This is a genomic window from Bradyrhizobium sp. USDA 3311, assembly GCF_054062495.1.
The window spans coordinates 3,418,567-3,445,438 of sequence record NZ_JBSSFI010000001.1; the positions used below are offsets into that span (position 1 = coordinate 3,418,567).

Sequence of the window (26,872 nt, forward strand, 5' to 3'; positions counted from 1 at the left end):
TGGGTTCACACGAGACCCTTTCCACTGGCATGCGCAGGCTGACCTAGGGTTAAGACCCAATTATCCATGTTGAGATTCAACGGGTTGGTCAACCGAATCGGGGGCCAACAGATGCGGGCGAACTTGGTTTGGTTTAGCGACGGGCAGTACGCGGGGAATTTGGCAGAGTATCTTCGAGGCGGCGGGCCGAACCTGCTGAACCGCCGGAACGAATGGCTCTCGACGGCACGCATGTCAAAGCGCATCGCTGCGCTGGCGGCGGAAAAGGGGGGCGTCGGAACAGGCGATTGGCATCACCAGGGGCGGGCGCAACAGCAAGATTCACGGCCTTGTCGATAAGCTGCGCCGCCCGTGGGTCTTGATCCTCACGCCTGGCAATACCGCCGACTGCACAGTCGGGGCGGCAGGTGTCAGTCTGCTCGACGGCATCGCCGAGTTGCTCGGTGACAAGGCTTATGACAGCAACTCGTTCCGCGAGTCTCTGCGCAAGGACGGCATCAAACCGGTAATCCCAGGCCGGTCAAATCGGAAGAAACGCATACGTCACGACAAGCAAGCCTATAAGGATCGCAACGTCATCGAGCGCTGCTACTGCAGGCTCAAGGACTTCAGGCGCATCGCAACGCGCTACGACAAACTCGCTCGGAACTACTTCTCAGCCCTGTGCCTCGTTGCCGCCGTGGCATTCTGGCTTTAGTCGTGCGCGGTTTCCGCTTTTGGGATAACATGGCGAGCGTGTCGGCACCCGGATGACGATGGGAAACCATGACGGGGAGCTTGGAATGAGCTCGCAGCGAGTGTCGGGAACCGCCGTGCAACGAACCATTGCCGTCCTGGGCTCGGCGGTTTTCTTCGTGGTCGCCCCATGTACGCTGGCGGGGCTCGTTCCATGGTCGATCACGGGTTGGCAATTCCGGCCGCCGTTCCTTGGTCTGGAGCTGACGCGCGGCATCGGCGCGATAATGATTCTCGCAGGCGTGCCTGGGCTCGTTGACGCATTTGCGCGTTTCGCGCTGCAGGGTCTCGGCACCCCCGCGCCCATCGCGCCGACCCGGAATCTCGTGGTGACCGGTCTCTACCGTTATGTACGTAATCCAATATACGTCGCGGTCGTTGCCATCATCCTGGGTCAAGCGGTGCTGATGGGCGATTGGCGCCTCATCGTCTACGGCGCGCTGCTCTGGCTCTTCTTCCACGTCTTCGTCGTGGCGTACGAAGAACCCACGCTCGAGCGGACGTTTGGGAGTGAGTACGAGGCGTTCCGCGCCGCCGTCCCGCGCTGGATACCGCGGATGACCCCATGGCGGTTGAAATGATCGGTGGCCCGCGGTTGTGCGAGCCGCTGCTCGCGACCGGTCTCGGACGCTTCACCGGCGCCGCGAGCAGGCACGCTGTCTGGCGCTCGGTTGGAATGTCGCCTCTGTCGCTTCATGGCCCTTGACGAACGTTGTTTGTGCGTTTGTCGATGTCCGCTGTTGTGGGTCATGCGGACCCGCTACCGTGCGCGCACCCCCTGTCCCAATCGCTGGGGACAGACGGCAGCTCCTGAACGCGCTAGTCTGGCGGGACACAGCAGGGAGACCGCCTTGAGCACCGCGCCGCGCATCGACATCGACCCGGCCGCGTTCTGGGCCGACCCCTATCCGATGCTCGCGAACATGCGCAAGGAGGCGCCGATCGCCTTCGTGCCGCAGCTCGGCTCGACGCTGCTGACGAGCCGCGACGACATCTCGATCTCCGAGAAGCAGATCGACGTGTTCTCCTCGCACCAGCCCGCCGGCCTGATGAACCGGCTGATGGGCCACAACATGATGCGCAAGGACGGCGAGGCGCACCAGGTCGAACGCCGGGCGATGTTTCCGACGGTGTCGCCGAAGACGGTGAAAGGCTACTGGACCGCGCTGTTCCAGGCCCATGCCGACCGCATCATCGATGCGATCGAGCCGGGGCGGATCGACTTCATGCGCGATTTCGCGCTGCCGTTCTCCGGCGAATGCCTGAAGTCGATCACCGGCCTCACCAATATCGGCTTTGCCGAGATGGACGCCTGGTCGCAAGGCATGATCGAGGGCATCGCCAACTATGTCGGCGATCCCGCCGTTGAGGCGCGCTGCCATGCCGCGACGTCGGGCATCGATGCGGCGATCGACGACATGCTGCCGGTCATGCGCAAAAATCCCGATCAAAGCATCCTCGGTGTGCTCCTCGCGTCGGGCATGCCGATGGAGAGCGTGCGCGCAAATGTAAAGCTCGCGATATCGGGCGGCCAGAACGAGCCGCGCAAGGCGATCGCCGGCACGGTGTGGGCGCTGCTGACCCATCCCGAGCAGCTCGACCTCGTCCGGCGTGGTGAAGTCACCTGGCTCCAGGCCTTCGAGGAATATGCCCGCTGGATCTCGCCGATCGGCATGTCGCCGCGGCGCATCGCAAAGCCATGGTCGATCCGCGACGTCGCGTTCGAGCTCGATGAGCGCGTGTTCCTGATGTTCGGTTCCGCCAACCGCGACGAGAAGCATTTCGAGCGCGCCGACCAGTTCGACGTGCGGCGCGACACCAGCAAGAGCGTGGCGTTCGGCGCCGGCCCGCACTTCTGCGCCGGTGCCTGGGCCTCGCGCGCCATGATCGCCGACGTCGCGCTGCCGACATTGTTCGCGCGTGCCGGCCGGATCGAGATTGCCGATGACGAGCCGGTGCGGATCGGCGGCTGGGCGTTCCGCGGCTTGCAGAATTTGCCGGTGAGATGGCTACACTAGGCCGGCTGGAAGGGAGCTTCGCGCCACAACAGCTCCCATTCGCCGATCATGCCATCATGCTCCTGTCTTGCCCGACGGGTCAAACGACTCGGCCTGCCGCGTAAGCTATTGATCCGACTATGGTCGGCTACTGTGCATGGGGTTGTTTTCGACGTTTTACGTTCCGGCCCTGCATCGTCGCACCAAATCCCCGCGGCTCTCACATTCGCGTGCGGAAAAATTCTCCCTGCATCATCGCGGCCGCTTGAAAGATTAATCATGCGCCCTGCCACGCGCGCAGTGCTCGCATCGCTATTTTTCCGCGTGTCTCGACACCTCCGGCAAGCCGCACCATCATTCCCTGGCGTGAATGAATGACGGCCGCATGCGGCCGGGAGTGTTGAATGCAGCGTCGGGACTTCCTGAAATTCTCCGTTGGAACGGCAGCCGCGGCTGCGTTCGCCTCGCGCGTCCGCGCGCAAGGCGCGGTGAAGGAAATTCGTATCGGCTATCAGAAGAACGGCGTGCTGGTCATCACGCGCCAGCAGGCCGCCCTGGAAAAACATTTCGCAGCCTTAGGCATCGAGGTGAAATGGGTTGAGTTCTCCTCCGGCCCGCCGATGATGGAGGCCATGAATGTGGGCAGCGTCGATTACGGCGCGGTCGGCGATTCCCCGCCGGTGTTCGCCCAGGCCGCGGGCGCCGCGATCGTCTATGCCGCCGGCCAGCCCATCACCAACGGCCAGGGCATTCTGGTGCCGAAGGATTCGCCGATCCGCGCCATCGCCGAGCTGAAGGGCAAGCGCGTCGGTTTCACCAAGGGCTCCAGCGCCCACAACATCGTGGTGCAGACGCTGGAGAAGGCGGGCCTCACCTATGCCGACATCACCCCGGTCTATCTGACGCCGCCTGACGCCGGCCCCGCCTTCGCCAACGGCAGCATCGAGGCCTGGGCGATCTGGGATCCGTACTTTGCGATCGGCGAGACGAGGCAGAACGGCCGCATCCTGATCAACGCGCGCGAGGTCACCAAGACCAATTCCTTCTACATCGCCAACCGCGACTTCGCTAGGAATCACGGCGCCATCCTGCAACAGATCGTCGACGTGACGACCGCGACGGCCAAATGGGCCGAGCAGCACCGCGACGAGGTCGCCAAATCGCTGGCGGCGGTGACAGGCATTCCCCTGGAGATCCAGACCATCGCGGCGAACCGCTCGGCCTTCGTGGTCGGTCCCGTCACCGACGACATCGTCGCGACCCAGCAGGGCGTCGCCGACCGCTTCCATAAGCTCGGCCTGATTCCCAAGCCGATCGTGATCCGCGACATCGTCTGGCGCAACCCGGCAGCCTGATCGTGCCGACCAATCTCCCCGTTTCAAAAGGTCTAGACATGAGGCGCATCGTTCAACGCGTGATCGCAGCCATCGTCATGTCGATCAGCATCGTCGCGGCCGCCGTCGGCACGACCTACGGCTAGTCATCGGAGCCCATCCATGAGCCAATCCAAAAGCAACATCCTCTGGTTCCTGCCGACCCACGGCGACGGCCGCTATTTGGGCACCGCGACCGGCGGCCGCGAGGTCAACTTCAACTATCTGCGCCAGATCGCGCAGGCGGCCGACCAGCTCGGCTATTTCGGCGTGCTGCTGCCGACGGGGCGGTCTTGCGAGGATTCCTGGATCGTCGCCTCCTCGGTCGCGCCGTTCACCGAGCGGCTGCGCTATCTCGTGGCTGTCCGGCCCGGCCTGCAATCGCCGAGCGTGGCCGCGCGCATGACCGCGACGCTCGATCGCGTCACCAACGGCAGGCTCCTGATCAACGTCGTCACCGGCGGCGATCCCGTTGAGAACAAGGGCGACGGCATCTTCCTTGGCCATGACGAGCGCTACGAGGTCACCCGCGAGTTCCTCAACGTCTATAGCGACCTGCTGGCCGGCAAGACCATCAATGTCGAGGGTAAGCACATTCGCATCGAGGATGGCAAGCTGCTGTTTCCCCCGGTGCAGTCGCCGCGGCCGCCGCTCTATTTCGGCGGTTCGTCGGACGCCGGCATCGATGTCGCGGTCGATACCGTCGACAAATACCTCACCTGGGGTGAGCCGCCGGCCCAGGTTGCCGAGAAGATCGCGAGGGTGAGGGAGGTCGCGAGCGCGCGGGGCCGAAAGCTGTCCTTCGGCATTCGCCTGCACGTGATCGTCCGTGAGACCAATGAAGAGGCCTGGCGTGCGGCCAACGAGCTGATCAAGCATGTCAGCGACGATACCATCGCGCGGGCGCAGAAGAACTTTGCCCGGATGGACTCCGTCGGCCAGCAGCGCATGGCGCAGCTCCATGGCGGCAGGCGCGACAAGCTCGAGATTAGTCCGAACCTGTGGGCCGGCGTCGGCCTGGTGCGCGGCGGCGCCGGCACGGCGCTGGTCGGCGACGCCCAGACCGTCGCGGCGCGCATCAAGGAGTATCAGGATATCGGCATCGATACGTTCATCATGTCGGGCTATCCGCATCTGGAGGAAGCCTATCGCTTTGCCGAGCTGGTGTTCCCGCTGCTCTCGCTCGATCACGCCAGCAACGTGACGCGGCTGCATCACAACAGCGGTCCGTTCGGCGAGACCATCGGCAACGACATCCGTCCCTCCAGGCTGGAATCGCAATCATGAGCCTCATCGACAGCATTTCTCTGCCACGCAGGATCCGCCTGCCGCGCGCGGGGGGCCTCGTCCAGTGGATCGTGCCGCTCGCCATCGTGGCGATCTGGCAGCTCGCCTGCGTCACCGGCTTCGTGCCGACACGCGTGCTGCCGGCGCCGAGCGACGTCGCGCTCGCCGGCTGGAAGCTGCTGCTCTCCGGCGAGCTCGCGCGCAACATCTGGGTCTCGTTCTGGCGCGCCTCGATCGGTTTCCTGATCGGCGGCAGCATCGGCTTCGCCTTCGGGCTTGCCAACGGCCTGTCGCAGCTCTCGGCAAGGCTCACCGACACCACGCTCCAGATGGTCCGCAACGTGCCGCACCTGGCGCTGATCCCGCTGGTCATCCTGTGGTTCGGCATCGACGAGAGCGCAAAGCTGTTCCTGGTGGCGCTCGGGGTATTCTTTCCGATCTACCTCAACACACTGCACGGCATCCGCACCGTCGATCCCCAGCTGATCGAGATGGGCCGCATCTACGGCATGAGCGACGGCGAATTGTTCCGCCGCGTGATCTTTCCGGGCGCGCTGCCCTCGATCTTCGTCGGCATCCGCTTCGCGCTCGGCATCATGTGGCTGACCCTGATCGTGGCCGAGACCATCGCGGCGTCCTCAGGGCTCGGCTACATGGCGATGCAGGCGCGCGAGTTCATGCTGATCGACGTCGTCGTGCTCTCGATCCTGATCTACGCCCTGCTCGGCAAGCTCGCCGACAGCGCCTCCCGCGTGCTGGAGCGTCTGACGCTCTCCTGGCACCCCGCCTTCCAGAAACGTTGAGCAGAAATACTGGGAATCACATGCAGACAGCCCTTCGGACCTCGCTTCCCGAAACCGAGCTCGCCAGCCGCGCCAATTTCGCGCCTCACGCCCGCGTGGTGCGCGAGGAGCGGGTGGTGCAGGCCAGCGGCCTGCCGCTCAGCATCCGGGGGCTGCGAAAGTCCTTCGGCGACAACGAGGTGCTGCGCGGCATCGACCTGCACATCCCGGCCGGCCAGTTCGTCGCCATCGTCGGAAAGAGCGGCTGCGGCAAGAGCACGCTGCTGCGCCTGATCGCCGGCCTGGACAAGATCGATGCCGGCAGCATCAGCTTTGGCAGCGACGTCCAGCCCGAGGATATCCGCGTGATGTTCCAGGAGCCGCGGCTATTACCCTGGGCCCGCGTGCTCTCCAATGTCGAGGTCGGTCTCGGCCGCGATCGTTCGTCCACCGATGCGCATGCCCGCGCCGAGAAGGCGCTGACCGAGGTTGGTCTCGCCGACAAGCGGGACCAGTGGCCCTCGGTGCTGTCGGGCGGCCAGAAGCAGCGCGTCGCGCTCGGCCGCGCGCTGGTCTCCCGTCCGCGCGTGCTGGCCTTCGACGAGCCGCTCGGCGCGCTGGACGCGCTGACCCGCATCTCGATGCAGCGGCTTCTGGAGCGGGTCTGGCGCGACCAGGGCTTTACCGCGATCCTGGTGACCCACGACGTTTCCGAGGCGGTCGCGCTGGCGGACCGGGTGCTGGTGATCGAGGAGGGCCGGATTGCCCATGACGTCGTGGTTAACGCAGCCCGGCCCCGGGAGCGCGGCTCGGTCGAGCTTGCGGGCCTCGAAGGCTCGATCCTGAGCCACCTTTTGTCGGCGGACGATCGTACCTAAATAGAGGGAACCCCGCTTCGGGGACCACGCCATGAATGTAGTGCCTCGCGATCTCATGACTGAAATCCCCGTCTCGCCCGCCGATTTCCGCGGCGCCATGCGCCACCTCACCGGCGGCGTCAGCGTCATCACCGCCGGTCGGGGCAAGGACATCTCCGGCATGACGGTGACCTCGGTCACCTCGCTGTCGGTCGAACCGCCGACGCTGCTGGTCAGCATCAACCGCGATGCCTCGTCCTTCCCGCTGATCCGGCGTCACGGCGCCTTCGGCGTGAACATCCTCAACGCCGACCAGCTCGACGTCGCCGAACGCTTCGCCGGCAAGGGCGGGCTCAAGGGCGCAGACCGCTTCGCCGGCGCCCGGTGGGTGACAGCGGTCTCGGGAGTCCCGCTGCTGGTCGGCGCATTGTCGGCCTTCGATTGCGAGGTCGAGGAGATCGTCGAGCGGCACTCGCACGGCATCGTCATCGGCCGTGTCAGGGACGTCAGGAGTTCGACGCGGACCGCGGCGCTCGCCTATTGGCACGGCCAGTACGTCGCGGTCGACCAGGATGAAGACGCGGCAAGGCTCGCCGAGGTCAGCCTTCCCGCGCGCACCCGGCGCGGCGTTTGATCGCCGCAAAGAGGCAGCACGCAGGCTGGCCTTTTCCCTGTCATCGCTCTAGAAGCGCCCTGAGCCTCCCGTCCGGGACGGCAACGGAGCGGAACGATGAAACGCGTCGCGACCTGGGCCTTCTACGCCATCGGCGCGCTGGCGATCGCTTATCTCGCGCTCTACGCCTATGCCATGTTCAGCGGCCAGCCGATCATTCCCGGCGACCCCATCCACATCTTCCGCAAGCCCGACGCACCGAGTTATTCGTGACGCCCGAGATCTCGTAGGGTGGGCAAAGGCGCACTTGCGCCGTGCCCACCATCTTCGCTGCGAACGAAATGGTGGGCACGCTTCGCTTTGCCCGCCCTACAGAAGTTACGAATTCACCCTCTCAGAATCGCCAGCGCCAGCGCCTGTGCGCGCGGCACGATGCTGTCGATCTCGAGATATTCCTCCGGCGTGTGCGCGAGCCCGCCGACCGGGCCGAGGCCGCAGATGGTCGGCGTGCCGACCGCGGCGGTGAAACCGGAATCGGCGCAGCCGCCGGAGAACTCGCCCTGGAGCGTGGTGAGGCCGACCTGCCTTGCGGCGGCCTGATAGCCTTCGAACAGCGTCTTCGAGGCCTCGCTCTGCACCACCGGCACGAACTCGCCCTTGATCGTCAGCGTTGCGCTCGTGCCCGGCACATAGGAGGTCGCGACGATTGTCTCGATCGCGGCCATCACCGTGGCGCGGTCTGCGGGATCGACATAGCGCAGATCGATCTGGCCCTCGGCATAGGGCGCCGTCGTATTGACGGACTGGCCGCCGGAGACGAGGCCGACATTGAGCGTGATGCCCTTGTCGAGATTGGTCAACGCGTGGACCTGGACGATCTTGTGCGCGAGCTCGCCGATCGCGCTGACGCCGGCGGCGAAATTGGCGCCGGAATGCGCGGCTTTGCCGGTGATGGCCAGATGCATGAAGATGCCGCCCTTGCGGCCGGTGACGACGTTGCCTGTGGGGCGGCCCGGCTCGGAGTTGAACACGGCACGCGCGGCGCGACCTTCGCGCTCGATCACGGGTCGCGACGAGGGCGATCCGATCTCCTCGTCCGAGGTGATCAGCACCTTGATCGGGTGCGGGCTGCCGCCGAACTTGTGGAAGGCGGTCGCCACGAAGATGTTCATCACGACGCCGGATTTCATGTCGGCGACGCCGGGGCCATAGGCGCGGTTGTCGCGGATCGTGAAGGGACGCCGTCCGGCCTCGCCCTTGCCGAACACGGTGTCGCGATGGCCCATCAGCAGCACCGGCTTCTCGTTGCTGCCGGGCTTTGTCACCTCGGCATGAATCGCATCGCCGAAGGTGGAGTTGCTCTCGCGCCGGAACGGGATGCCGTGCTCGGCGAAGTGCCGCTCGAACCGCGCCCCGACCGCATCGACGCCCTCCTTGTCATAGGACCCGGAATCGATGTTCACGACGTCGCGCAAGAGATCGATCATCGCCTGCCGCTGCGACGCCAGCCAGTCCGTGATTTGAGCTTCAGACATGTTTACCCTCGTGTGGTTCTCACGCGGGGTTATACGGCCTTGCGCAGGCGCGACCTAGTCGGAGAACGCGGTGCGGCCATGCCGCCGTCTGCGGGTTTGGACGCACACTGTCTCCTCATCGTCGTCCTGGCGAAAGCCAGGACCCATACCGCGGAATCTACCGATGGAGGGCGGTAGGAGTACCGGACGACGAATCTTCGTCAAACTCCTCTCTGGGGTAATGGGTCCTGGCCTTCGCCAGGACGACACTGCGGATGTGGGCACCAGCCTTAACGCTTCGGCTCCGCCATCGCTTCCACACCGCGAAGCTGGGTCGCGACGGTCAGTGCGCCGATCTTCCGACCCATGTCCTTGCCGACCTCGGTCGAGAACCGGTAGTGAAAGCCGGCCCAGATGCGGGCGTTGGAGACTTCGTCGCTGTAGTCCTGGAGCCGCGACCATTTGCGCGTGACACCTGGTGCCGTGGAGCTGGTCAGCGAAAACTCGCCGAAATCTCCAACGACGCTCTGGAGCACGGTCGAAATCGCCGCCGACGTGATGCAGTGAGCACAGGGATATTCCGGATGCATCGGCGTTTCGCCGAGTGGCAGCCAGGACGGGTCGCGTGGCGTCGCCGGATTCGACGTCAGGTCGGCGTTGCGTATGGCGGTGATCGGTCGCCAGAGATTGTAATGGTATTTTGCATCGAACACCGCAACGAGGGCGTCGTTGCCGGCAATTGACGTCAGCGCGAACAGCCGGGCGCAGTCGACGAGATCCATGCCCTTGGCCATTGCAGCTTGCCTCACGATCGGATTGTAGGTGCGGGCACCGACAAAGAACCAGAATCGGCCGATCGTCGTTTGCTCCGGCGTCCGGGTTGTACTGCTTCGGTTGCCGACCTCGCGGATTTCGTTGACATCCCGGGTCCACACCTCTGAACCAAGCGCCGGCGGCGGGCCGGGGCGAAACTGCGATCCGGAAACCATGACCCAGGGCGTCGTTGCGCCCGTGGTTGAGAACAGCGGAACGGTGGTCGGAACGTACGCGCCCGGTGTCGTCAGGGGGCGGTAAGTTTCCGGAGCGGCGCTGCCATCGTTCGCACGAAGCTCGATGATCTGCATTGCGGCCTCTTTCCCGAGGCTGATGCCAGCGATCTTGGACGCGCCGTCGGCAATCGGCGCCAGAGAATTCGTCAGCGTCGCATCCAGGTCCGGCTTGAGGTCCGGATAGACCGACAGCAGCACGTCGTGGGCGGCAACTGCCGCCGCAGCTTCCCGCGACGTCGAACGATCCGCGGGCAAGGAGAGCTTGTAGGGCGCGTACCGGCGGTCGATCGCGTTGACCGCCTCGAACATCGCGACGTGCATCATGGACAAGACGCGGCTGTGGGGCGCTGGAAGAATTTGCTTCTCGGCAGCGATCGCGTCGGCCTTTGCATTCCAGTCCATGATCACGTCGGCGCGTGCCAGCGACGCCGAGGCCGCGATCAGCGCTACAATCAGCGATAAGCGGGAGATGGTCCACGAGGAGCATTTCATGGCGTGCCCTTTCGATCTGAAGGACGTTTCGCGAGGCGGCTCTGGCCGACGTCGCGTCGCGCTGCCCGCGGACTCTAGCGATCTTGATGTGGCTTGATTGTGAACTGCTTCACTTGCCGCACGCGGTTCAACCGAGAAGCAGATTTTTCTCGGCCGGCAGAACAGTGGTGTCCCGAATGGGTAGGCTTGGCTTACCGTTCGCGCCGCATTGTGCAGTCGGCTATAGTCGGCGCAAGCTGCCAGTTGGACGTGCCGAAGTCCGTAGCTCAATTTTCAAGGCAGCTCGCATGCCGTCGGCAGGCCGTGCCTTGCTCTCGTTTGAGGGCGTCTTTTCTAGGACGACATTGTCACGGTGTAACCTCAACGGAGAGAAACATGCCGTTGTTCATCTCGTACGTCTCATACTCAAATGCCGGTATCAAGGGAATGGTCGACAAGCCGGCCGATCGCACATCGGCCATCGGCGCGCTGGTCGAGAAGGCCGGTGGGAAGCTTCAGGGAGCTTTCATGACCACTGGTCAACACGATGCAGTGCTCGTCACGGAGTTTCCTGACGGCTCCGATGCCATTGCGATTGGAATGGTGGCCGCTGCGGCTGGCGCCGTCTCCAAGATCGAAACCGTACGCGCTTGGAAGATGAGCGAGTTCAAGAGCATCGCGGAGAAGGCTTCCAAACTCGTGAGCACCTACGTTCCGCCGGGCAAGTAGACTCGTGCGGGCGCGCTAGATCTCCTAACGTCGTCCCAGCCTAGTGCGCAATTCGCACTAGGCCGGGACGACACCTATTGTGTGGTGACTGGTTGCGTTCTCCTCAAAGAGAAAATGCCCGGGCCAAGCCCGGGCATTCGCATTCTCTCAATTCTCGAAAGAAGCTCTACGCCCCCACCATCGGCATCCGCGGATATTCACCCGGCGTCCCCGCCGGGGTGATCGGGATGCCGCCGTCGGCGTATTCGTTGAGCTTGTTGCGCAGCGTCCGGATCGAAATCCCCAGGATGTTGGCGGCGTGGGTGCGGTTGCCGAGGCAGTGCTTCAGCGTCTCCAGGATCAGGTCGCGTTCGACATCGGCCACGGTGCGGCCGACGAGCGCGCGCGTCACCTGCTCGGCGGCCATCGTGGCATGCGCCACGGCCGGTACCGTCTTGGCGAGGTCGAGGCGGTCGCCGTCCGGGGTGAGGATCGCGTCGGGGCCGATCTCGTCGCCCTGCGCCATCAGCACGGAGCGGTGCATGGTGTTTTCGAGCTCGCGGACGTTGCCCTGCCAGCGGTTGGTCGAGAGCACGCGGCGCGCTTCCGCCGAGATCGGGCGCATCGGCACGCCGTTGGCTTCGGCGTACTTCTTCACGAAGTGCTGGGCGAGCTCGAGGATGTCGAGGGGACGCTCGCGCAGCGGCGGGATCTTCAGGTTGACCACGTTGAGGCGGAACAGCAGGTCCTCGCGAAACGAGCCTTCGCGCACGGCCTCGGCCAAATTGCGGTTCGAGGTCGCGATGATGCGGATGTCCACCGGCACCGGCTTGGTGCCGCCGACGCGGTCGATCACGCGCTCCTGGATGGCGCGCAGCAGCTTCGATTGCAGGCGGACGTCCATCTCCGAGATTTCGTCGAGCAGCAGCGTGCCGCCGGTCGCTTCCTCGAACTTGCCGATGCGGCGGGCGATCGCGCCGGTGAAGGCGCCCTTCTCGTGGCCGAACAGCTCGGACTCCAAGAGATGCTCGGGGATCGCGGCGCAGTTGATCGAGATGAACGGGCGCTTGGCGCGCGACGAGCGGGTGTGGACGTAGCGGGCCAGCACTTCCTTGCCGGTGCCGGATTCGCCGGTGATCATCACCGAGGCATCCGAGCCTGCGATCTGCTGCGCGAGCTTGATCACCTTGGCCATCGCCTCGTCGCGATAGACCAGCTCGCGGGAATCGTTGGCGACGGCGGCCAGCACCGCCGCGATCAGCTCCGGATCCGGCGGCAGCGGGATGTATTCCTTGGCGCCGGCGCGGATCGCGGCGACCGCGGCGCGGGCGTCGTTGGTGATGCCGCAGGCGACGATCGGGGCGTGGATGTGCTCGGCCTCCAGCCGCATCACGAGGTCGCGGATGTCGAGGGCGACGTCGACCAGCAGCAGGTCGGCCCCCTTGCCGCCGCGCAGCACGCGCATCGCCTGCTCGTGATCCTCGGCGTGGGTCACGGTGGCGCCGTTCTCCATCGCGATCTTGGTGGCGGTGGTGAGCTGGCCCTTCAATGTGCCAACGATGAGAAGCCGCATGTCAGTCTCCTGTCCGTCTGGTCGCGCTGCCGCGCGTCATTCCCTGCGTTCGCGCAATAATTACGTGCGTTCGGTCTTGATGATTTCGGTCATGGTCACGCCGAGCTTGTCCTCGACCAGGACGACCTCGCCGCGGGCGACCAGCTTGTTGTTGACGTAGATGTCGATGGCCTCGCCGACGCGCCGGTCGAGCTCGAGCACGGTGCCGGGCCCGAGCTTCAGGAGCTCGCCGACGTCCATCTTGGAGCGGCCGAGCACGGCCGAGACCTGCACCGGCACGTCGAACACGGCCTCGAGGTCGGCGGCGGCGCGCGCCGCATATTCGTCCTCGTTGTAGCCGACGTCGGTGCCGGTTGGCGGCATCGGGCCGTTGAGATCGGGCAGCGGGACCTGTCCGTCGGTGTCGCTCATGGCTTAGCTCCCCCTGCGGGACGCGATATAGCGTCCGACCATTTCGTCGATCTTGGCCGCGATGGCGCCGCGCTCCAGCACGACGCCGCCATCGGCCCATTCGATCCGGCAGTCGCCGGTCGCAATCTCCGGCTCGGCCAGGATCACCAGCCGGCCCTCGAAGCCGCTCTGCTTGGCGAGCCGCTCGATCTTCTCGCGGGCGCTGTCGTAGAGCGCGTCGTTGATGCGGACGACGAGATGCGGCGTCGCGACCAGATGCGAGAAGCAGTCCTTGACCAGCGCCACGATCTCGCCGAACGGCTCGGCGGCGACCAGGTCGGCGCACAGCTTGCGCGCCACCGCGACCGCGACCTCGACCGCCTCGGTCTCCATCTTGATCTCGATGTTGCCCATGCCCGAGGCGACGCCCCGGATCGCGATGTTGATCTCTTCCATGGCGAGCGCGACGCGGCGATCGCTCTCGGCCTTGGCCTCGCGCTGGCCGGCGGCAAAGCCGTCCTGATAGGCGCGCGCCTCCGCTTCCGCGACCTTCTGGGCGATCTCGGCCGCGGTCGCGGCCTTCTCGCGCGTCCGGTCCGGCGCGGCGAAGTCGGTGTCGAACAGGAATTTTGCCGGAGCGGCCATCAATACACCAGTTCGTCGTCGGCGCGGTTCTTGGTCAGCATGATCTCGCCCTTGGCGGCGAGATCCTTGGCGAGGTTGACCAGCAGCGCCTGCGCCTCGTCGACGTCGCGCAGACGGACCGGGCCCATCGCCGCCATGTCGTCCTGGAGCATCTTGGCCGCGCGCGAGGACATGTTGCCGAAGAAGAAGTTGCGGACGTCCTCGTTGGCGCTCTTGAGCGCGACGCCGAGCTTGTCCTTGTCGACGTTGCGCATCAGGGTCTGGGCCGAGCCGGAATCCAGCTTCACGAGGTCGTCGAAGGTGAACATCAGAGCCTTGATGCGCTCGGCCGATTCCCGGTTGTCCTCTTCCAGCGAGGTGATGAATCGGGTTTCGGTCTGGCGGTCGAAATTGTTGAAGATTTCGGCCATCACCTCGTGGGCGTCGCGGCGGCGGGTCTGCGACAGGTTGGACATGAATTCGGTGCGCAGCGTCTTCTCCACGCTCTCGATCACCTCCTTCTGCACCGCTTCCATCTTCAGCATGCGGTTGACGACGTCGAGCGCGAGGTCCTCGGGGAAGATGCCGAGCACGCGCGCGGCGTGCTCCGGCTTCAGCTTCGACAGCACCACCGCGATGGTCTGCGGATATTCGTTCTTGAGATAGTTGGCGAGAACCTCTTCCTGCACGTTGGAAAGCTTCTCCCACATGTTGCGCCCGGCGGGGCCGCGGATCTCGTCCATGATGCCGTTGACGCGCTCCGGCGGCAGGTATTGCTGGAGCAGCCGTTCGGTGGCGTCGAAATTGCCCATCAGCGCGCCCGAGGCCGACATGCGCGAGACGAACTCGAGCAGCATGTCCTCGACCGTGTCGACCTCGACGGTGCCGAGCGTCGACATTTCCAGCGAAAGCTGGCGCACCTCGTCGTCGTCGAGCATCGACCAGATCTTGCCGCCGTACTGCTCGCCCAGCGCCAGCATCAGGATCGCGGCGCGCTTGGGTCCCGCCACCGCCTCGGTCTTGGCGCCCGCACGGCTGCCCTGGCGGGCGCCGAGCGTCGAGATCACGCTGGTGATGTCGTTGGAGTTGGCGTTTTGCAGGTTGGCGGCCATGTCAGTTCACTTCTCGATCATTTCGCGGGTTCGGTCAGCCATTGGCGGATGATGGCGACGGTTTCGTTGGGGTTGCGTTCGGCGAGCTCGCCGACACGATGAACTGACTGGGCATGGACCTGGCCCTGGATGGTTGCGACGTCGATCGCGCTGGCGGCGCCGCCGGGCAGCAGCGCCTGGCCGGCGGCCGGCGCGGCCTCGTCCGAGGCGGCCGGGCCGGAGAGCACGCCACTGATGGCGGCGGCGACCTCGTCGGAAGCCAGGATGCGCTTGACCAGCGGGCGGATCACCATGAACAGCACGACCAGGCCGAGCAGCATCATCACGCCGAGCTCGACGAAGTACATGACGTCGTCCTTGGTGAACTGGAGCATGCCGAGGAAGCCCGACGGCTCGGCGATCGGGGCGGTGGAGGGGGCATCGGCAAAGCGCAGATTGACGACCTCGACCTGGTCGCCGCGCTTCTGGTCGAAGCCGATGGCCGAGCGCACCAGGGTCGCGATGCGGTCGAGCTGCTCCTTGGTGCGGTCCTGATAGGCCAGCTCGCCCTTGTCGTTCTTGCTGTAGATGCCGTCGACCAGCACCGCGACGGAGATGCGGTTGACCCGGCCGGCTTCGGTCACCTCGGTCTTGGTGGTGCGGGAGATCTCGTAATTGTTGGTCTCCTCGGTCTTCTTGCTCTGGTCCTTGGCCGCGACGCCGTTGTTCTGCTGATTGCCCGGCAGCTCGTTGTTGACGGTGACCTGGCCGTTGTTGTCGGCGGTCATGCTGCTTTCTTCGCGGGTCTGGGTAGAGCGCAGCACGCGGCCCTCGGGGTCGAACTTGTCCGAGGTCTGGGTGATCTTGTTGAAGTCGAAATCGGCGGAGAGCTGGACGCGGGCGCGGCCCGACCCGACCACCGAGGAGACGATGTCCTCGACCTGCTTGCGCATCCGCTTCTCGAAGGTGGTGCGGCGCTCGTCGCCGAGCGCCTGCTCCGGATCGGTCGCGGCGCCGTCGGCGAGCAGCTGGCCGGCCTCGTCGACGATCGAGACCCGCTGCGGCTTCAGTCCGTTGACGGCGGAGGCGACGAGATGGCGGATGGCCCTGATCTGCTGCGCCTCCAGCGCGCCGCGGACCCGCACCACGATCGAGGCGGACGGCTCCGGCGCCTCGCGCGAGAACAGCGGGCGCTCGGGCAGCACCAGATGGACGCGGGCGGCCTGGATGCGGTCGATGGCGCGGATGGTGCGGGCGAGCTCGCCTTCCAGCGCGCGCAGATGATTGATGTTCTGGACGAAAGAGGTGGTGCCGAGCGCGTCCGACTTGTCGAACACCTCGTAGCCGACGCCGCCGCCCTTGGGCAGGCCGCCCTCGGCGAGCTTCATCCGCAGCCGCGTCACCTTGTCCTTGGGCACCATGATGATGGTGCCCTCATTGCGCAGCTCGAACTGGATGGCCTGGCGTTCCAGGTCCTTGATAATGCTGGAAGAATCCTCCACCGAGAGGTCGGTGAACAGCGTCGTCATCTGCGGCGTGGTGACCCGCATGATGACGAACGCGAAGAAGCCGACGAGCGCGGCGGTGACCGCGATCATCGCCCCGAAGCGGGCGGCGCCGATACCTTTTAAAAAGTCCGCAAGACCTTGCAAGCAACCGCCCCGAAGCTTCGATCCGCATTCCAGAGCGGTCGACTGGGCAATTATTGCCTAGGTGATGGTTTCGATATGGTTAACGAAGGTTAAGAGCTGGGCCAAAAGTCGTGTCATGAAAAAAATCGGCCTCGCAGGGCGAGGCCGATTTTCGTCAAAAGCCGCAGATTTCCGGATCGCTTACTGGCGATATTGCTGGATGCGGGTGGTGCGAAGACCCGCCAGACCGTGCTGGTCGATGGAAAACTGCCAAGAGAGGAATTCGTCGACCGTCAGCGTATAACGGCTGCAGGCCTCCTCAAGGGAGAGAAGTCCGCCACGGACGGCGGCGACGACTTCAGCCTTGCGGCGGATGACCCAGCGTTTGGTGCCGGGTGCTGGCAGATCTGCGATCGTCAGCGGACTGCCGTCCGGCCCGATGACGTATTTTACCCTCGGGCGATGGGGTTCTGTCATGGCGTACTCACAAACTCTCAACCACTGAACTCACGCCGTAACCCTACGCGCGGCGGCTTAAAAATCCGCTAAGCCTAAGGCTTCAATACAATTCTCGTTGAAACTTGCGGGAACACGGCCGGCCCGGAGGGCTGGAGACGTAATCTCGGCCGGCCGGGCGGGCAGAAGGTAAATACTTTACTAACAAACCGGGCCCGAGCGCGACGCTGCAAAGCTCTCAACCGTCGTCCCGGGGCGCGCGGAGCGCGAGCCCGGGACCCATAACCCCAGGGAGCAGTTTGACGACGACTCGGGGTTACGGTCTCACGCGAAAACGACGTTCTGTGGTTATGGATCCCCGCCTTCGCGGGGATGACATCTCGTGTGTGGCGGCCGCGCAGGCCTTTAATTGCTGCTGGTCGCGATGATGCTCTTCACCTGGCTCAGGGTGTAGCTGGCGCCGTCGATGGTGAGCAGCGGCGGCGACTGGGTCAGGTCGACCGACGACACCACGCCCTGCACCTGCGCGGCGATGCCGACATTGTTGTTCGCGACGTCCTTGCCCGTGGCCGAGATCGTGTACTTGCCGTCGGGCCATTGCGTGCCGTCATTGCCCTGGCCGTTCCAGGTAAAGGGAATGTCGGTGCCGGCGGCGGCGGTGTATTTGCCGGTGAACACGGTCTGGCCGCTGGAATTGGCAACGGTGATGTCGACGGTCGAGTCGCTGGGCACGTTGAGATGCCAGGTCGCCGACGAGTTCTTCATGGTCGCGGTCGAGCCGTCGACCAGCGCGGTCTTGCCGACGAAGCCCAGTGCCTGGGTCGCCTGCGTGGTCTGTTGCAGCGTGACGAGCTGGGACAGCGCATCGTTGGTCTTGAGCTGCTGCTCGACGCCGGCGAACTGCACCAGCTGCTGGGTGAACTGGTTGGTGTCGAGCGGATCGAGCGGGTTCTGGTTCTGCAGCTGCGTCGTCAGCAGCGTCAGGAAGGTCTGGAAGTTGCCGGCGAGCGTCGATCCCGTGCTCGAGCTCAGCGAGTTCGACGAGGACGATTTCGGGACGTCGGTCGTGCCGGAGACGACGGAAGGGGCGGTGGCGGCATTCGTGGTGGTCATTTGCGAATACTCCTCACACTCTGATGTCGACGCCGCTGCTCGATCCGAGCATGCGGCCGTAGCCGCGTCCCACGGGCGCTGCGGGAACGGTGTCGTCCTCGCTGATGATCAGCCGGCGGGCATTGCCGCCATTGTCGTTGTTCTGGCCGGAGTTCTGGCCCGACGAATTCTGGTCGCGCAGGCTGAACGAGAGTCCGTTGCTGCCGGTCTTGAAGCCGGCATCGTCGAGCGCGCGCTGCAATTGCGGCGCGTCCTGCCGCAGCATCTGCAGCGTCTCCGGCTTCTCGACGGTGAGATGCGAGGTGACCTGGCCGTTGCGGTCGACATTGATGCGGACGTCGATGCGGCCGAGATCGACCGGATCGAGGCTGATGTCGAAGCGCGTCTTGCCGGCGCGCGCGGCGGCCGCGATCTCGATCGGCACGGCGTTGATCGGCACGGCAGTCGAAGTTGCCGCGGTCGCGGTGAGCGTTGCGGTCGATGCCGTCGCGGCCGACGTCGTCGTGGTCAGCGGCGCCTGCACGGCGGAGGCGGCCTGTGCGCTGGTGTCGGTCGCGGCTACATTGGCCGGCGCATTCGCATGGGCGTGCGTGGCCGGTGCGCCAGGCGCTGCATCGGCGGCTCGGTCGGCGGGAGCAGCCTTCGCGTCGGTCGCGCCGGCATCGTCTTGCGGCTTGGCCGCTTGCGGGTGCGCGGCGGCGCCCGTCGCGGTCGCCGGCGTTTGCGCGGTCGCGGCGTTCGCCTTGCCCGCGTCCTGGCCGATATTGGAGACGTCGCTCGCGCCTGGCGCGGTGGCGGCGGCCTTGAACGAGGTCTTCGGCGTGCCCTGGTCAACGGCGGCGGCGATCAGTCCGCCATTGGTCTTGGCGTCGGTCGCGGTGCCGTCGGTGGTGCCGGTCGCGGCTTCCGCGAGCGTCGCCGAGGTCTCGGCATCGACCTTGGCGCCCGCGGCCTTGGCGCTCTTGTCGCCCGCCGTCGCGGTATCGGTCTTGGCGCCGGCGATCTGCGCCGCAGTGGAGGCGCTGGCGGCGAGGCCGGCGGCGGCGATCGTCAGCGGCGAGGCGACGGCATCGCCGGCCTGGTTCGCCGCAGCGTTCGGATCGAGAGGCACGACCGGCGCGGCCACCACGATCGCGTTCGGATCGGGCACGGCGGCCTGGGTCGCGTCCACTTGCGCGGCTGCGGCGGCATCGACGGCGGCGGCAAGCCCGTCGGTGCCGTCGGCCTTGTCGCCCTTGGTCGCGTCGGACTTGTCCGCCGATTTGGCGTCGGACGCCTCCGGCTTGTCCTTGGTCTTGGCCGACGCCTTGTCCGCGGCTTTGGTCGGATCGTCCGTCGTCTCGCTCCCGGCGGGCGCGGAATTGTCGGTGTCGTCGCTCGCCTTGCTCTGCGAGGACGGGTCGGTCGAGGAGGTGTCGCGCGGGCTCTTGTCTGCGGCGGATGACGCCGAATCGGTCCGCCGCGGCGCGCTGTCCTGCGCCTGCGAGGCCGCGTTGTTGCTGATCGCCTGGGTATTGCTGTCGACCAGCGAGCCGAAGGCGTCGTTCGTCGACGTGTCCTTCGGCCTTTGCGAGCGTGCAGTCTTTTGCTGCGCGCCAGGAACCGGCACGCTGGCAGCTACATCTGACGTCCGACCGACCACAGGCGACCTCTTGAAAACATCTTCGGCACAGGGGTAGCAAGGAGCGGGCCAGCGCTGAGCGTGGAAAATTTAGAAGTAAAATCAATATCTTGAAGCGTCGAGCTTGCCGCCGCAGGGCCCTCGGCGACCCCGCCATTTCTGCCGCCCCGGCAAGAATTGCCCTAAGCCGGCCTCCCCTGTGATTGCTTCACCGGAATGCCCCCTATATTAAAGAGATCGCTCTCAGCCGCTTTCGACCGGGCCAGTCGCGCCCTGCGGGAACCGAAGTTCCCCGGGACCACCGATGTCCCGGCCAAAGGCACATCGCGGATCGCCGAACGCCGCCGTCACACCTTAAGAACCCATGCTCAACAGTCTGGATCTCGAAGGCCGTCCGCAGGACACCAGGGTCGTCGTCGCCATGTCGGGCGGCGTCGATTCCTCGACGACGGCTGCGCTGCTCAAGGCTGAGGGCTACGACGTCGTCGGCATCACGCTGCAGCTCTACGACCATGGCGCGGCGACCCATCGCAAGGGCGCCTGCTGCGCCGGCCAGGACATCCACGACGCCCGCGACGTCGCCGCCAAGCTCGGCATTCCCCATTACGTGCTCGACTACGAGGACCGTTTTCGCGAGTCCGTCATCGACAATTTCGCCGACTCTTATGCTCTTGGTGAAACGCCGGTGCCGTGCATCGAGTGCAACCGCTCGGTCAAGTTTCGCGACCTACTCAAGACCGCGCGCGAGTTAGGGGCCCAGGCGCTCGCCACCGGCCATTACGTCGCCTCGCGCCGTCTCGACGACGGCTCGCGCGCGCTGGTCTGCGCCGCCGATGCCGATCGCGACCAGAGCTACTTCCTGTTCGCGACCACGCAGGAACAGCTCGACTATCTGCGCTTTCCGCTCGGCGACATGACCAAGCCGCAGACGCGCGAGCTCGCGCGCCGCTTCGGTCTTGCGGTCGCTGACAAGCACGACAGCCAGGACATCTGCTTCGTGCCCACGGGGCGCTACACCGACATCATCACCCGCCTGCGGCCGAACGCGATGGACCCCGGCGACATCGTCGATCTCGACGGCCGCGTGCTCGGCAGGCACAACGGCATCGCCAATTTCACCGTCGGCCAGCGCCGCGGTCTCGGCATCGCCGCTCACGCGCCGCTGTTCGTGGTGCGGCTCGAGGCCGCCAATCGCCGCGTCGTCGTCGGCCCGCGCGAGGCGCTGAAGATGCACCGCATCAGCTTGCGCGACGTCAACTGGCTCGGCGGCGGTGATATCGATAGCGCCATCGGCAATGGCCTCGAGATGTTCGTGCGCGTGCGCTCGACGCGCAGCCCCCAGCCGGCGTGGCTGCGCGGCGCTGGCGGCCATTACGAGATCGAGCTCGTCGCCGGCGAGGAGGGCGTCTCGCCGGGCCAGGCCTGCGTGTTCTACGATGCGCCCTCGGGGCAGGCGCGCGTGCTCGGCGGCGGCTTCATCCAGAGCGCCGCGGCGAAGGTTGCGAGCAACGCTGCGAGGCCGCTGGTGGAAGCGGTGCGCGGCTAGAAAATTTCCGGGGCAGGGGGCATGGCAGCAGACATCTCGCGGGCCGGGGTCGAGAAGGCCTATGGCCGCTGGGCGCCGGTCTACGATCTCGTGTTCGGCAAGGTGTTCGACGCCGGAAGGCAGTCGACCATCGCGGAGGCCGACCGCATCGGCGGCCGCATCCTCGACGTCGGCGTCGGCACCGGGCTTTCGCTGTCCGACTATTCGCGCACCACGAAGATCTGCGGCGTGGACATCTCCGAGCCGATGCTGCGCAAGGCGCAGGCGCGCGTGCGCGCGCTGCGGCTCAGCAATGTCGAGGTGCTCTCGGTGATGGACGCGAAAAACCTCGCCTTCCCCGAAAACTTCTTCAACGCGGTGGTCGCGCAATATGTCATCACCGCCGTGCCCGATCCCGAAGGCACGCTCGACGAGTTCGTGCGCGTGCTGAAGCCCGGCGGCGAGCTGATCCTCGTCAACCACATCGGCGCCGAGAGCGGTCCGCGCAAACTGTTCGAGCTCGCCTTCGCCCCCGTCGCCCGCCGCCTCGGCTGGCGCCCGGAATTCCCGTGGCAGCGCCTGGTCGACTGGGCCGCAAAGCACGGCGGCATCACGCTGGCCGAGCGCCGCCCGATGCCGCCGATGGGCCACTTTTCGCTGATCCGCTACCGCAAATCGTGATCGCGTTGGGGGAACACCGGGCCTTACCCCGGCGTTTCCCTCCCATGCGCACGACATCAAAACTCATCTTTGCGGGCCTCGTCATCGCCGCCTCAGGCGCCGCGATGGCGCAGGCCCCGCCGCTACCTGCGACGCCGCCGCAAGCGACCGCGCCGCCATCGGCGCAGCACGCCGCCAATTGCCTGCCCCAGGACCGCCCGAACCGCGCTACCGCGCCCGACGGCACCACCACCGGCCAGTCCCGGGAACCGCTCGGCGACAGGCTGGCCAAATCCGACGGCGTGCTCTGCCCGCCCTCGGGCGTAGACCCCGACATGCATGCCCCGGCCCCCGAAAGCGGCGGCAACACCCCCGTCATCCCGCCCCCCGGCAGCCCCGGCGGCGACCCGACGGTCCGGCCGAAATAGGCTCGCTCTTCCTTCGCCTTTCCCCGCCTGCGGGGAGAGGCCGGAGCGCATCGAAGATGCGATCCGGGTGAGGGGACTCTCCGCGAGTCTGGTGCCCGAAATCGCGACTCCAGCGCTAAAAGGGGTCGGTTTTCCCCTCTCAAGCGCCATATCCGTCAAAGCTTTCGCAAACCCGGATTGACAGCCCGCCGCCCCCTTCCTTATATGCCGCGCGTTCGCGAGATCGGCCGTTTCGGCCCTCGCGACCCTGTGGCGGGGTAGCTCAGCTGGTTAGAGCACGGGAATCATAATCCTGGGGTCGGGGGTTCGAGTCCCTCTCCCGCTACCATCTTTCCCCACACCCCTTTGACTTGGTTTGGGAAAGCTTTTTCCCCCAACAGGGCGTTTAACCGGCCTGATATCTCCACCGTTACGCCACCGAGGCGTGATGGATCTCGGAAGACAGTGACCCTCTCGATCAGGTCTCTGATGGCTTCGGCCGCCTCTCCGTCGCCCGAACGGATACCCTTCGTTAGCGCCTCCTCGAGCCGACCTAGCTGTTCTTCATATCGCTTGAGAATAGCTGGATGCAGGGCGACCTCTTTTGCGGCCGGCGGTTCACTCCGCAACTCTTCAGATATTCGCTCGCGTTCGGCACCGAGGGCGGTCGATCGCGGACCGAGAATGGATGGATCGCCGTGCCCTTTTGCGATCGCATCCACCAGTCGTTCGATTTCTCGATTCAACTGCGCGAGCTGCTGTTCGAGACGCTGCCTCTTTGCATTCGATGTGATCGCGAGGCGTTTTCGCTCTTCGAGGTAAGTACGCACGTACTCCGCAATGACTTTCGGCGCACGCAACTCGGCCTGCAGCCCTGTGAGAACAGCGCTCTCAACCGTGTCAAGATAGAAGGTCTTTGCGTCGCTGCTGAGCAGCGAATGCGAACACGCCCCGATTTGTCTCGCCCATTGGTTGACATGCCCGCACCGCACCAACCGCAACGGAGCAGACCAGACAGCATCCGTCGCGGCCGGCGTTGATGGCTAGGGTGGGTATGACCGCGCTCTTCTTTGCGCTTTTGAGCCGCCGCGAACAATTCGGGTTTGATAATTGCAAGATGCGGAACGTCAGCAACCTGCCGCTCACTCCGCGGGTTGGGGCGTGACAGTCGTTTTCCCGTGTCAGGATCTTTCACCATCCTGACCTTGTTCCAAACGAGACGTCCTACATAAAGCTCGTTCTGCAGGATGCCGGCTCCCCTCTCAAGGTTGCCGTTGATCGTTGAGGCATTCCATGCTCGACCTCGCGGAGGTGATACTCCGTCCTTGTTGAGATCGTGCGCGATTTCGCGAGGGGTTCGACCCTCGATGTATTCCTGGAAGATGCGCTGAATAATTTGTGCCTCGGCCTCGACGATAACGCGCTCACCCGTTCTTCCGGCGATCGCGGCATATCCGTATGTCAGGCCGCCTCCAGCCAAGCCTTGTTTGATCCGCCCGGCCAGACCGCGACGCACCTTATGTGCGTTATCTTCGCGATAGAGTTGTCCGACCAAGCCGCGAAGGCCGACCAGCACAGTGTTGACGACGCCTTCATGGACTGCCCGGATCTCGATCCCGAGAAAGGATAGCCGCTTATGGATGCCCGCAAGGTCTTCCATGTCGCGGGAGAGACGATCAAGGGCTTCAACGATGACAATATCAAAGGATTTCTCCCTGGCATCGTCCAACAGCTGCAGCAGGCCGTTGCGTCCCATCAATGAGCCACCGGAGCGAGCCCGATCATCATACGTGCGGACGGACATCGGTCATGATGACCTCCTCAGTTGATGAGGATGGTCATTCTCAGGCGGGAAACCTCCTAAACCTACACGTCGGCTTCCGGACAATTGGAGGCGAACTTAGCGCCGTTTCGATCGATGGGACGGGCGCGAGCCTGCACCGCTTGCCGATGATACCCATCCACCTCGTTCAGCAATCGATCAGAGATGTTGCATGACTGGCGGTTATTGTCCGCGTAGTTGAGCGTCGCCTCCGTGGCCACAGAAACTTGGGCCAAGGCTCCGCAGCGCTGCGATGCCGGTGCACTCATCGCATGCCTCCAAGCCTCACTAGCAGCGTTACGCAATCGCAACACTTCGGCGCACGGCCCCTGCGCTTTGGCCTGAACTCCAAGCCCGAGCAGCACGATTATCGTGACGGCCGGCACTCCTCTCAACGTCATCGGACTTCCTCCAAGCGTTCGCCCCAAGAGTTTCACTAACTCGGCGGGTTGCAGGCATCAGCGCTGACGATGGCGATCGGTCACAGTGTCTTCGTTCCATTAAATGGAACCATCGGCATTCTTCGAAGGTGCGCGAAACATTTTCGCATCCCTGAAACTTAAGTTAATCGTGGGGCCTAATCGAAAGGTCGCGATATGGAACCGACCAATCGAATATCGGACCACATCGATCATAAGACTGCCCGCTCGATCTGTGACGAGGTGGGTGACAGATTGCAACAGAACTTATCTCGCGAAGCCTCGCCTCTGCCGCCCTACCTTGAACGTCTAGTCGATGAATTGCGCAAACAGGAGCGTCATCCAATTGATGGCGTCGCAGCGCCCGCTAACCGTTTCCTTCATGCGACGCGGCGGGTAGTCGCGGCCGTCTGAGCGCGTAAAGAAGAAGCCGTCGCCGCTCTCAACCCGGCGGCGGCTTTTCCGCTAGTCTTGTCGCTGAGGCATTCCAGGCTTGGCCGCCGCCGGACGCCATGAGGACGTGCTTGTTCAGTGAACGGTCAAGCCGCGCTGTTTCCCCTGTTGGCCCGTCTCGACAAATGTAGGAGGTCTTGCTGAGGTCCCCTATCGAAGGCAGAGCCGACTTGATTTGCTCACCGCACGGCTCGTGACCCGCAACGGACATTAGGTGGGAGGTCCCGGTCAAGGCATGGGGCGGCGGCCTGATGGGCGAAGAATCCGCTATCCAGCCCCGTCTTCGCCGACTTCACCGGCCGCGCCGAAGCGGCTACATCGCCCGTTTCAATTACTGCGTCGGCAGAACCAAAACGCGAGATTGGGTTGCATTCATAGAGAAGATCCCCTCGATTTCGAGACGCATGGTGTCGCGGCATTCGCACGCCACCGCTGCGAGCCGCGAAGGGTCGATCTCGATTTCGCCTCGCCGTTCAGATATGATCGCTCCGGAAGCGCGCAGATTCCGCATCAGGAGCGTCACCGTCGTTCGTCGCACACCTAGTATTTGCGAAAGCGCCTCCTGGGTGAGCGGGAGGACGTCGTGGTCGACGCGGTCGCGAAGATGGAGCAGCCAGCGCGCCATGCGGGCTTGGACCGAATGCAGCGCATTGCAGGCCCCGCCGATTTGTAGCTGTATCAGCATCGCCTTGAAGTGAATCTGGACTGCGTGACGGATCGCGGGGCTCCGGCTGAAAGCGGCGTGGAATCGCGATGCGGGGATCCGCGAGGCGGTGCCCGCGGCACGAACGATGGCGGTAACGGCCGCAGGAGACGGCCCGAGCACGGAAAGAGTGCCTACTGCTCCCTCGCGCCCTATTGCGGCGCTGGCGACCGTCTGCCCGTTCGCCATGTCGATCATCACAGAAATGGCGCCACTATGGGGGAAGAGGACGTGCTCGGTCTGGTCACCCGCCCGCGAGACGACCGAGTCCCGATCGAGCGCGACCATCTCTAGGTCGGGTGCCAGCAGATCGAGATCCGCCGCCGGTAGTGCTGCCAAAAGTCGGTTACCGATCCCGCTGGAAAGCGTCACTGTAGCCCGCCGCGAACCATCCGCCGCATCGCATTTCGAGCGGCATAGGGCGGCAACCTCGAACTTTGTTTGAATCCGCCTACGCTTCGCCCCCCGAAATCCAATTCAGCTGCGGAAGCTCTCAATGTCAAAAATTGAACTCCAAACACACGCGATCGCGAGGCGAATTTTTGTCTCGCCGGATCATTGAGGACTTAGATTCCAGCGCTACGCGGCACAATTGCAAAATGCGTATGGGTAACATCATAGGGAGTTCCAATTTCCGGGGCGCGGCAAACGCCGCGGCGATGTCGGAAGAGTGTGCGCGAACTATGCCCCGGACCGCGATCGTCGCGTTCTGCACGATGATGCGCACAAGCTACTGGAAGCTGGGGCGTCTTGGAATTCCGCCAGCACGCCCCGCCGAGACAGACGATGCGCGGCATTCCCCCGCGCATGCTGACGAGGCGGTCGTTTGGTCCGAAAGTGGCACCGAATGCGAAGTGCCGAGCGCATCGAGCAACGTCTGAGTTTAGAGGCGAAGCGGAAAACATCTGCTCGCGTAGAGTATTTCGCATCTTGACCCACTGCGGACATTGGTCGCATTCAAACGCCAGTAACGTGCTAGTCTTCCCATGGCGGGGTTA

General features: G+C 64.7%; 27 protein-coding genes and 1 tRNA gene. 15 read left to right on the forward strand and 13 right to left on the reverse strand.

What is annotated here, in order from left to right; translation table 11 throughout:
* Positions 1–247 precede the first annotated feature (247 nt).
* The 10 genes from ACVWW6_RS16230 (at position 248) to ACVWW6_RS16275 (ending at position 7,917) form a co-directional block, all read left to right on the forward strand.
* Positions 248–697, forward strand: a complete 450-nt coding sequence (locus ACVWW6_RS16230; protein WP_456683161.1) for an IS5 family transposase — start codon at positions 248–250, stop codon at positions 695–697.
* An 85-nt stretch (positions 698–782) separates the two neighbouring features.
* A complete protein-coding gene (locus ACVWW6_RS16235) occupies positions 783–1,316 on the forward strand; it encodes a methyltransferase family protein (RefSeq protein ID WP_197535734.1) in 534 nt (177 codons plus the stop codon).
* A 270-nt stretch (positions 1,317–1,586) separates the two neighbouring features.
* Positions 1,587–2,753 carry a cytochrome P450 gene (locus ACVWW6_RS16240; RefSeq protein WP_456681026.1) on the forward strand — a complete coding sequence of 389 codons (1,167 nt, stop codon included), beginning with the start codon at positions 1,587–1,589 and terminating at the stop codon, positions 2,751–2,753.
* 383 nt (positions 2,754–3,136) lie between these two features.
* Positions 3,137–4,087, forward strand: coding sequence for a sulfonate ABC transporter substrate-binding protein (locus tag ACVWW6_RS16245; protein WP_456681027.1), 951 nt, complete (start codon positions 3,137–3,139; stop codon positions 4,085–4,087).
* 2 nt (positions 4,088–4,089) lie between these two features.
* Complete coding sequence (locus ACVWW6_RS16250) at positions 4,090–4,212, forward strand: hypothetical protein (protein WP_257787562.1); 123 nt, start codon at positions 4,090–4,092, stop codon at positions 4,210–4,212.
* A gap of 16 nt (positions 4,213–4,228) precedes the next feature.
* A complete protein-coding gene (gene ssuD, locus ACVWW6_RS16255) occupies positions 4,229–5,392 on the forward strand; it encodes an FMNH2-dependent alkanesulfonate monooxygenase (protein WP_456681028.1) in 1,164 nt (387 codons plus the stop codon).
* Entirely contained in the window at positions 5,389–6,195 is an 807-nt protein-coding gene (ssuC, locus tag ACVWW6_RS16260; protein ID WP_456681029.1) for an aliphatic sulfonate ABC transporter permease SsuC, read from the forward strand. Before ssuD ends, ssuC begins: the two co-directional genes overlap by 4 nt.
* 20 nt (positions 6,196–6,215) lie before the next feature.
* The gene (locus tag ACVWW6_RS16265; RefSeq protein WP_456681030.1) at positions 6,216–7,052 is read left to right on the forward strand and encodes an ATP-binding cassette domain-containing protein; all 837 of its coding nucleotides are present in this window, start codon (positions 6,216–6,218) and stop codon (positions 7,050–7,052) included.
* A gap of 31 nt (positions 7,053–7,083) precedes the next feature.
* Positions 7,084–7,665 (forward strand): flavin reductase family protein, encoded by a 582-nt coding sequence (locus ACVWW6_RS16270; protein WP_011089744.1) that lies wholly within the window; start codon positions 7,084–7,086, stop codon positions 7,663–7,665.
* Positions 7,666–7,761: 96 nt separating this feature from the next.
* Positions 7,762–7,917, forward strand: coding sequence for a hypothetical protein (locus ACVWW6_RS16275; protein ID WP_027544964.1), 156 nt, complete (start codon positions 7,762–7,764; stop codon positions 7,915–7,917).
* A 113-nt stretch (positions 7,918–8,030) separates the two neighbouring features.
* On the opposite strand, the gene ACVWW6_RS16280 is transcribed toward ACVWW6_RS16275, so the two are convergent.
* Positions 8,031–9,179, reverse strand: a complete 1,149-nt coding sequence (locus tag ACVWW6_RS16280) for a M20 family metallopeptidase (RefSeq protein WP_011089743.1) — start codon at positions 9,177–9,179, stop codon at positions 8,031–8,033.
* A 269-nt stretch (positions 9,180–9,448) separates the two neighbouring features.
* The gene (locus ACVWW6_RS16285) at positions 9,449–10,699 is read right to left on the reverse strand and encodes a vanadium-dependent haloperoxidase (RefSeq protein WP_456681031.1); all 1,251 of its coding nucleotides are present in this window, start codon (positions 10,697–10,699) and stop codon (positions 9,449–9,451) included.
* A 375-nt stretch (positions 10,700–11,074) separates the two neighbouring features.
* On the opposite strand from ACVWW6_RS16285, the gene ACVWW6_RS16290 reads away from it, so the two are divergent.
* On the forward strand, positions 11,075–11,407 hold the full coding sequence (locus tag ACVWW6_RS16290; RefSeq protein WP_028173118.1) for a GYD domain-containing protein: 333 nt from the start codon (positions 11,075–11,077) through the stop codon (positions 11,405–11,407).
* Positions 11,408–11,573: 166 nt separating this feature from the next.
* Here ACVWW6_RS16290 and flbD read toward each other — a convergent pair whose 3' ends face one another.
* The 8 genes from flbD to ACVWW6_RS16330 form a co-directional block, all read right to left on the reverse strand.
* The gene (gene flbD / locus ACVWW6_RS16295) at positions 11,574–12,959 is read right to left on the reverse strand and encodes a sigma-54-dependent transcriptional regulator FlbD (protein WP_456681032.1); all 1,386 of its coding nucleotides are present in this window, start codon (positions 12,957–12,959) and stop codon (positions 11,574–11,576) included.
* Positions 12,960–13,019: 60 nt separating this feature from the next.
* The gene (gene fliN, locus ACVWW6_RS16300) at positions 13,020–13,370 is read right to left on the reverse strand and encodes a flagellar motor switch protein FliN (protein WP_011089739.1); all 351 of its coding nucleotides are present in this window, start codon (positions 13,368–13,370) and stop codon (positions 13,020–13,022) included.
* Positions 13,371–13,373: 3 nt separating this feature from the next.
* Positions 13,374–13,994 (reverse strand): FliH/SctL family protein, encoded by a 621-nt coding sequence (locus ACVWW6_RS16305; protein WP_456681033.1) that lies wholly within the window; start codon positions 13,992–13,994, stop codon positions 13,374–13,376.
* The gene (fliG, locus tag ACVWW6_RS16310) at positions 13,994–15,085 is read right to left on the reverse strand and encodes a flagellar motor switch protein FliG (RefSeq protein WP_011089737.1); all 1,092 of its coding nucleotides are present in this window, start codon (positions 15,083–15,085) and stop codon (positions 13,994–13,996) included. The genes ACVWW6_RS16305 and fliG overlap by 1 nt, the downstream gene beginning before the upstream one ends.
* Before the next feature lie 17 nt (positions 15,086–15,102).
* Positions 15,103–16,716: a flagellar basal-body MS-ring/collar protein FliF gene (gene fliF / locus ACVWW6_RS16315; protein WP_011089736.1), complete on the reverse strand. Its 1,614-nt coding sequence runs from the start codon at positions 16,714–16,716 to the stop codon at positions 15,103–15,105.
* A 180-nt stretch (positions 16,717–16,896) separates the two neighbouring features.
* The gene (sciP, locus tag ACVWW6_RS16320; RefSeq protein WP_002714638.1) at positions 16,897–17,172 is read right to left on the reverse strand and encodes a CtrA inhibitor SciP; all 276 of its coding nucleotides are present in this window, start codon (positions 17,170–17,172) and stop codon (positions 16,897–16,899) included.
* A 384-nt stretch (positions 17,173–17,556) separates the two neighbouring features.
* Positions 17,557–18,264 carry a flagellar hook assembly protein FlgD gene (locus ACVWW6_RS16325; RefSeq protein ID WP_011089735.1) on the reverse strand — a complete coding sequence of 236 codons (708 nt, stop codon included), beginning with the start codon at positions 18,262–18,264 and terminating at the stop codon, positions 17,557–17,559.
* Positions 18,265–18,277: 13 nt separating this feature from the next.
* Positions 18,278–19,906, reverse strand: coding sequence for a flagellar hook-length control protein FliK (locus ACVWW6_RS16330; protein WP_456681034.1), 1,629 nt, complete (start codon positions 19,904–19,906; stop codon positions 18,278–18,280).
* Between the two features lie 343 nt (positions 19,907–20,249).
* Here ACVWW6_RS16330 and mnmA point away from each other — a divergent pair, with 343 nt between their 5' ends.
* The 4 genes from mnmA to ACVWW6_RS16350 all read left to right on the forward strand — a co-directional run bounded on the left by mnmA (position 20,250) and on the right by ACVWW6_RS16350 (position 22,826).
* On the forward strand, positions 20,250–21,431 hold the full coding sequence (gene mnmA, locus ACVWW6_RS16335; RefSeq protein WP_456681035.1) for a tRNA 2-thiouridine(34) synthase MnmA: 1,182 nt from the start codon (positions 20,250–20,252) through the stop codon (positions 21,429–21,431).
* Positions 21,432–21,452: 21 nt separating this feature from the next.
* Positions 21,453–22,091: a class I SAM-dependent methyltransferase gene (locus ACVWW6_RS16340; protein ID WP_456681036.1), complete on the forward strand. Its 639-nt coding sequence runs from the start codon at positions 21,453–21,455 to the stop codon at positions 22,089–22,091.
* A gap of 44 nt (positions 22,092–22,135) precedes the next feature.
* A complete protein-coding gene (locus tag ACVWW6_RS16345) occupies positions 22,136–22,498 on the forward strand; it encodes a hypothetical protein (protein WP_038965548.1) in 363 nt (120 codons plus the stop codon).
* A 251-nt stretch (positions 22,499–22,749) separates the two neighbouring features.
* Positions 22,750–22,826, forward strand: a tRNA-Met gene (locus tag ACVWW6_RS16350).
* A gap of 393 nt (positions 22,827–23,219) precedes the next feature.
* On the opposite strand, the gene ACVWW6_RS16355 is transcribed toward ACVWW6_RS16350, so the two are convergent.
* The 3 genes from ACVWW6_RS16355 to ACVWW6_RS16365 form a co-directional block, all read right to left on the reverse strand.
* Complete coding sequence (locus tag ACVWW6_RS16355; protein ID WP_456681037.1) at positions 23,220–24,281, reverse strand: recombinase family protein; 1,062 nt, start codon at positions 24,279–24,281, stop codon at positions 23,220–23,222.
* A 62-nt stretch (positions 24,282–24,343) separates the two neighbouring features.
* Entirely contained in the window at positions 24,344–24,568 is a 225-nt protein-coding gene (locus tag ACVWW6_RS16360) for a hypothetical protein (protein WP_456681038.1), read from the reverse strand.
* Positions 24,569–25,502: 934 nt separating this feature from the next.
* Complete coding sequence (locus tag ACVWW6_RS16365; RefSeq protein WP_039183889.1) at positions 25,503–26,246, reverse strand: Crp/Fnr family transcriptional regulator; 744 nt, start codon at positions 26,244–26,246, stop codon at positions 25,503–25,505.
* Positions 26,247–26,872: the final 626 nt, after the last annotated feature.